The organism is Microbacterium sp. (assembly GCF_035277845.1).
Classification (GTDB): domain Bacteria; phylum Actinomycetota; class Actinomycetes; order Actinomycetales; family Microbacteriaceae; genus Microbacterium.
The window spans coordinates 1-6,121 of record NZ_DATEJS010000246.1 but is presented as its reverse complement, the minus strand read 5'-3'; the positions used below and the strand labels follow the sequence as shown (position 1 = coordinate 6,121).

Below are 6,121 nucleotides of genomic sequence, written 5' to 3'. Positions count from 1 at the left end.
CGCGGCCGGGGCGCGGGTCGTCGCCGAGCCCGTGCGCGGCGTGCTGCACGCCACCGCCGCCGGTTTCGATGCGGCCACCGGCGACATCATCGGCCGCCTCGACGCCGACTCCCTGCCCGCCCCGGACTGGGCTGAGCGCGTCGAGCGGCATTTCACCGACCCGGGCCTCGACGCCGTGACCGGCACCGGCGACTTCTACGGCTGCGGGCCGTTCTGGCGGTTCACCGGGAAGCGGCTCTATCTCGGCGGGTACTTCACGGTCGTCGGCCTGCTCATCGGCCGGGTGCCCCTGTTCGGCTCCAACTTCGCGATCCGACGCTCCGCCTGGCTTCGGGTGCGCGGGCGTGTGCACCTCGACGATCCGCGTGCGCATGACGACCTCGACATCAGCATGGTGCTCGAAGCGGACATGGTCTCCCGCTTCGACGGGCGCCTGCGCGTCGGTGTCTCGGCGCGGCCCTTCGAGACTTTCGCCGGGTTCCGGCGCCGGGCAGTCTGGGCGTTCCACCTGATCGGGGTCAATCTGCGCGAGGTGGGCTGGGTGCCGCGCCTGCAGCAGGCCGCACGACGACGGCGTGCCGACCCGGCCGGCGGCGTCATGCCCGATGCGGACTCGCCCGGAACAGGGACAGCATCGCCTCGGTGAGCTGGTTCGGCGCGGTCTCGCAGGGGCCGTGCCCGCTGTGCAGCACGACGAGCCGGGCCCCCAGCGCCGCCGCGTACGCGCGATGCGTGGCGACGTGCCAGACGTCGCCGGTGCCGCCGACGACGAGCAGCGGGATGCCGCTGTCGCGCAGGGCGGCGACGCGGTCAGGAGTGTGCTGCATGAGGTCGAGGATGTCGCCCACGCTCGACCGGCGCGTGAGGTCGAGTCGGCCGGCCACGAACGATGCGCGCTCGGCGGGCGCGCCGATCACGTTCCACCGCAGCGCAGCGACGAACACCCCGGTGAGCGCGTGCCCCGGCACGAACCGGCTGAGGGGTCCCAGCACCTTGAAGTCGCGCAGGGAATCGCCCGCACGCGGGGGAGCGGACAGCAGGGTCAGGCTCGCGAACAGCTCCGGGTGCCGCGTCGCGGCCTCGATCGCGACGGTCGCGGCGAACGAGTACCCGAGCACGTGCACCGGGGTCGGCCCGTCGCGGAGCGCTGCGAGCAGGTCGTCGACGAACAGCCCGAGCGTGTAGCGGTGCTGCGCAGGATCGAGCTGCTCCGGGCCGGCGGCGTGCGACTCGTACTGCCCCGCGAGGTCGTACGACTCGGCGCGGTAGCCCGCGGCGGCGAGGCCCGGCATCGTCAGGGTGAAGTCCTCCTTGGACCCCGTCATCCCCGGCACCAGCAGCACGCGCGGTCCATCCACCGGGCCCAACCGCACACGGGCGAGATCGCCGCTCGGTGCGCGCAGCACGTCGCGCTCGGACTGCGCGGGCAGCACCCGCCAGTCGATCGCGCCGAGTCGGGCATCGCGTGCCGCGGCATCCGCCATGAGGGCCGGGAACCGGTCGTCGTCGGGCAGCACGCTCACGTGCGCATCCTACGGTGCCGCGGCGCGCGTGCGGCCGAGGCGCCCTGGCGAGGGGCCCGGGGTCGCATCAGGACCCCGGCCCCCCACGATTCACGCGGAGGTCACGACGGCGAGGTCGGCCTTCAGCTGGGCGAGGTTGAACCCCTCGGGACTCTTGCCCTCCTTCAGGTACTCCCGCGACACGTACGCGTAGCTCTCGTCGTTGTACTCCTGCAGGAAGGCATCCGTCATCGGCTGTTCCTTGCCCCACGTCACGATGACGAGCCGCCCGTCGCGCCGGGCCACGGCGCTGATGTAGTGACCGCCTTCGATCGGCGATCCGGGCACGACATCCCACGGCTCGCCCGCGTTGAACTGGTCCATGGCGCTCTTCGGGAACCGGATGCCGACGCCCACGGCGCCGAACAGGTAGAGGGCGACGAGGTGCTCCTGCAGGTCGCCCGGCGTCAGCGCCAGATACGCCCCGATCCGGTGACGCTTGCCGTCGGCGTCGACGATGCCGGTCTTGCGGCGGTAGCTCGCCGCCACGGCGGGGTCGGTGCCCTGGTCGGAGTTCGGGTCGGCCGGGTTGTAGCCGGTGATCGCGGAGTAGTTCTTGATGGCGGCGTCGGTCGAGACCGGGATCTCGGTGCGGCCGATCGAGGTCCACAGCATCGTCTCGTGCAGGGCGCCGGCGATCACGCAGTCGCCGACGGTGTCGTTGCCGAGCATCTGCCAGAGGGGGACCTGCACGTCGTGGCCGAACTCGACGGGAGGCGTCGGCAGCTTCGCCGGCAGGTACGTCGAGAGCTTGAGCTTCACCGCGCCGGGACGGGCGGGGAGCTTGCCGAGTTTGAGTTGCGCAGCCATGGGGACCTCCTGGAAATGAGCTGTCACGGGGAGGAGGCGCGAACCCGGCAGCCTGATACGACACGCCCGGGAAGTTCCGCCGCGGGGCCGCGTGCGCCGCGCCCGGAGGCCGCGTCGGTTCGCGACCGCTCGGGGCATGCCGTAGACTGGGTCGTGCAGTGATTGTCTGCATTCTTTCGCCGTGCCCGCCATCGGGAACGGCCCCGGTTCCCAGTCGAAGCGGGAGGATGCCGGCACCCTCGGGACCTCCGGGTCTCTAGGGCGGTAGCTCAATTGGCAGAGCAGCGGTCTCCAAAACCGCAGGTTGCAGGTTCGATTCCTGTCCGCCCTGCGCATCAGCGAATGCTGATCCAACGAAAGCAATTCAGGTGGGTTCGATGGTCCAGGACGGGTCGAAGGCTGAGGTGGTCGCGGCAAGCGGCGCACCGCGCGAGAAGAAGCCGGGCTTCTTCCAGCGCATCGCCGTTTTCGTCCGCCAGGTCTTCGCCGAGCTTCGCAAGGTCGTCACGCCGACGCGCCAGGAGCTGCTGAAGTACACCGCAGTCGTCCTCGGCTTCGTCGTGGTGATGATGGCCCTCGTCTACGGTCTGGACGTCCTGTTCGTCTGGGTGACGACGGTGGTGTTCGGCACTCCCGGCACCGTCAGCGGTGGCTGACGCCCGGCATCCGCCCCCACGAACGAAAGAGTGACGCACGTGTCCGAACGATATGTCGACGACGCCGACTGGGCGACCGCGGCCGAGCAGTCCAGCGAGGACGACGAGGCGCAGGAGGGCAACGTCCTGCACCAGCAGGAGCGCGCGGTCGACGCCGCGGAGCACTCGGCGCTGCACGTGGTCGACGACTCCGACGACGAGGGCGACGACGAGGACCTGGACGACATCGACGACCCGGAGGCTGACGCCATCGTGAACGACGCTCTGAATCTCGACGAGGCCGCGGAGGCGGAGGCCGCCGCCGAGGTCATCAACGACTCCATCTCGGAGGAGGCCGACGCGCGCATCGCCGCGGCATCCGCCGAGGTGGGCGCTTACGACGGCCCCGACGTGAACGGTGAAGAGGACCGTCCGGTCGCCGACGACGAGGATGACGTCGACCCCTACGACGCGTTCCGCGCCGAGCTGCGCACGATGCCGGGCAAGTGGTACGTCATCCACTCCTACGCCGGCTTCGAGCGCAAGGTGAAGGCCAACATCGAGCAGCGCAAGTCGACGCTCGAGGTCGAAGAGGACATCTACCAGATCGAGGTCCCGATGGAGGACGTCGTCGAGATCAAGAACGGGCAGCGCAAGATGGTCACGCGCGTCCGGATCCCCGGCTACGTGCTCGTGCGCATGGAGCTCAACGAGGACACCTGGTCGGTCGTGCGCCACACGCCGGGCGTCACCGGCTTCGTCGGCAACGCGCACAACCCGACGCCGCTGCGCTTCGAAGAGGCGTTCAACATGCTGAAGTCGCTCGTCGAGGTGCGCGAGATGGCGACCGCCAAGTCCGGCGCCGCCAAGTCCGCGGCCGCCGCCCAGCGCACCGTGGTCACCGAGGTCGACTTCGAGATCGGCGAGACCATCACCATCAAGGACGGCTCGTTCGCGGGCCTGCCCGGCTCGATCAGCGAGATCAAGCCCGAGAGCGGCAAGCTCACCGTGCTCGTCTCGCTCTTCGAGCGCGAGACCCCGGTCGAGCTGTCGTTCGACCAGGTCACCAAGCAGTGACGCGCATCCGGTAAGATGTTCCGGTTGGCCTTTTCGGCCGACGAAACCCCCACCACTGCCAGGACCCGCCTGGTCGTGGAAGCGCGCTCGCGGGCAGCCGCTCCGAGCGCTCGACAGAAGGAAGCACAATGGCACCGAAGAAGAAGGTGACCGGCCTGATCAAGCTTCAGATCAACGCCGGTGCAGCCAACCCGGCGCCGCCGATCGGCCCCGCGCTCGGTCAGCATGGCGTCAACATCATGGAGTTCTGCAAGGCGTACAACGCCGCGACCGAGTCGCAGCGCGGCAACGTCATCCCCGTGGAGATCACCGTCTACGAGGACCGCAGCTTCACCTTCATCCTGAAGACCCCGCCGGCCGCCGAGCTCATCAAGAAGGCCGCCGGTCTTGCGAAGGGCTCCGCCACGCCGCACACGGTCAAGGTGGGCAAGCTCACCAAGGACCAGGTCCGTGCGATCGCCGAGCAGAAGCAGCCCGACCTGAACGCGAACGACATCGAGGCCGCCTCGAAGATCATCGCCGGCACCGCCCGTTCCATGGGCATCACGGTCGAGGACTGAGGGGAACAACGATTATGGCTACCAAGTCCAAGGCCTACCAGGCCGCCGCGTCCAAGATCGACGCCGACAAGTTCTACAGCACCACCGAGGCCGTGGCCCTCGCCAAGGAGACCGGGTCGAAGAAGTTCGACTCGACCGTCGAGGTCGCCCTCAAGCTCTCGGTCGACCCCCGCAAGGCGGACCAGATGGTGCGCGGCACCGTCATCCTGCCCCACGGCACCGGAAAGACCGCCCGCGTGATCGTGTTCGCGACGGGCCCGGCCGCTGAGGCCGCCATCGCCGCGGGCGCCGACGAGGTCGGCGGCGCCGAGCTCATCGAGAAGGTCGCCGGCGGCTGGACGTCGTTCGACGCCGCCGTTTCGACCCCGGAGCTCATGGGCCAGGTCGGTCGCCTGGGTAAGGTGCTCGGCCCCCGCGGCCTCATGCCGAACCCCAAGACGGGCACCGTGACCCCCAACCCGGCCAAGGCCGTCGAGGAGATCAAGGGCGGCAAGATCGAGTTCCGCGTCGACAAGCACGCCAACGTGCACTTCGTCGTCGGCAAGGCCTCGTTCTCGGCCGACCAGCTGCACGAGAACCTCGCTGCCGCGCTCGAGGAGATCATCCGACTGAAGCCGTCGAGCTCCAAGGGCCGCTACATCCAGAAGGGCGCCGTGTCGACCACGTTCGGCCCGGGCATCCCGCTGGACGTCAACGCGCTCTGACGCATCGCGCTCCGAGCTTTACGAAGAGGCTCCGCCGTCTGGCGGGGCCTCTTCTGCGTTCCCGGTGGCCTGCCCCGGATCGTCAGACGGTGGGATGCACCTCGAAGCCGGTCGCGCCCGTCGGCGGGAGCTCCTCGACCCGCGCGACCGTCGGCAGCGCCCCGGGCGGGCCCTTCGCCATCCAGGCGAGCAGCCGGTCGACCTGGCGGTCGGTGCCCTCGATCTCTGCCTCGACGCTGCCGTCCCGGCGATTGCGCACCCAGCCGGCGACACCCGCGTGCCGGGCGGCGAGCCGCATCGTATAGCGGTATCCGACGCCCTGGACGTCGCCGGTCACGATCGCATGAACCCGTCGCATGCAACCCATTGTGGTCGGCTCACGCGCCCGCCACGAGGGTGATCGCGATCACGGTCATCACGCCCGCGATGATCGCGTCGAGGATGCGCCAGGCTCGCGGCGTCGCGAGCCAGCGTCCGAGCAGCCGCGCCCCGTACGCGAGTGCGAAGAACCAGACGACGCTCGCACACGCGGCGCCGAGCGCGAACCACCAGCGGTCCGGGCCGTGCGTCGACGCGATCGAGCCGAGCAGGAACACCGTGTCGAGGTAGACGTGCGGGTTCAGCCACGTGAGTGCCAGGCAGGTGGCGAGGACGGGCAGCAGCGGGGTGCGCGTCGTGGTGGCCGTCGCGGCCCTGCGCGCGCCGGATGCCGCAGCCGGGGTGGCGGCATCGCGCACGTCGTCCGCGACCGCGAGCGCCTCGGCGGCCGGGCG

Annotated in this window: 9 protein-coding genes and 1 tRNA gene; 6 read left to right on the top strand and 4 right to left on the bottom strand. The window is 70.0% G+C overall.

The window, feature by feature from the left end:
• The coding region (locus VJR25_RS10680) for a glycosyltransferase (RefSeq protein WP_324114954.1) at positions 1–646 on the top strand (646 nt) is incomplete at its 5' end.
• Here VJR25_RS10680 and VJR25_RS10675 read toward each other — a convergent pair.
• Complete coding sequence (locus VJR25_RS10675; RefSeq protein ID WP_324114953.1) at positions 597–1,523, bottom strand: alpha/beta fold hydrolase; 927 nt, start codon at positions 1,521–1,523, stop codon at positions 597–599. The genes VJR25_RS10680 and VJR25_RS10675 overlap by 50 nt on opposite strands.
• A gap of 90 nt (positions 1,524–1,613) precedes the next feature.
• The gene (locus VJR25_RS10670; RefSeq protein ID WP_324114952.1) at positions 1,614–2,372 is read right to left on the bottom strand and encodes a hypothetical protein; all 759 of its coding nucleotides are present in this window, start codon (positions 2,370–2,372) and stop codon (positions 1,614–1,616) included.
• A gap of 258 nt (positions 2,373–2,630) precedes the next feature.
• Here VJR25_RS10670 and VJR25_RS10665 point away from each other — a divergent pair.
• The 5 genes from VJR25_RS10665 (at position 2,631) to rplA (ending at position 5,348) form a co-directional block, all read left to right on the top strand.
• Positions 2,631–2,703: transfer RNA gene (locus VJR25_RS10665), tRNA-Trp, on the top strand.
• A gap of 46 nt (positions 2,704–2,749) precedes the next feature.
• A complete protein-coding gene (gene secE / locus VJR25_RS10660; RefSeq protein WP_324114951.1) occupies positions 2,750–3,028 on the top strand; it encodes a preprotein translocase subunit SecE in 279 nt (92 codons plus the stop codon).
• Between the two features lie 39 nt (positions 3,029–3,067).
• Positions 3,068–4,084, top strand: coding sequence for a transcription termination/antitermination protein NusG (gene nusG, locus VJR25_RS10655; RefSeq protein ID WP_324114950.1), 1,017 nt, complete (start codon positions 3,068–3,070; stop codon positions 4,082–4,084).
• A 128-nt stretch (positions 4,085–4,212) separates the two neighbouring features.
• Complete coding sequence (rplK, locus tag VJR25_RS10650) at positions 4,213–4,644, top strand: 50S ribosomal protein L11 (protein WP_324114949.1); 432 nt, start codon at positions 4,213–4,215, stop codon at positions 4,642–4,644.
• A gap of 14 nt (positions 4,645–4,658) precedes the next feature.
• Positions 4,659–5,348 carry a 50S ribosomal protein L1 gene (gene rplA / locus VJR25_RS10645; protein WP_324114948.1) on the top strand — a complete coding sequence of 230 codons (690 nt, stop codon included), beginning with the start codon at positions 4,659–4,661 and terminating at the stop codon, positions 5,346–5,348.
• Positions 5,349–5,430: 82 nt separating this feature from the next.
• Here rplA and VJR25_RS10640 read toward each other — a convergent pair whose 3' ends face one another.
• Both VJR25_RS10640 and VJR25_RS10635 read right to left on the bottom strand, forming a co-directional pair.
• Positions 5,431–5,706 carry an acylphosphatase gene (locus VJR25_RS10640; RefSeq protein ID WP_324114947.1) on the bottom strand — a complete coding sequence of 92 codons (276 nt, stop codon included), beginning with the start codon at positions 5,704–5,706 and terminating at the stop codon, positions 5,431–5,433.
• Between the two features lie 19 nt (positions 5,707–5,725).
• On the bottom strand, positions 5,726–6,121 hold a 396-nt coding region (locus VJR25_RS10635), incomplete at its 5' end, for a LysE/ArgO family amino acid transporter (protein WP_324114946.1).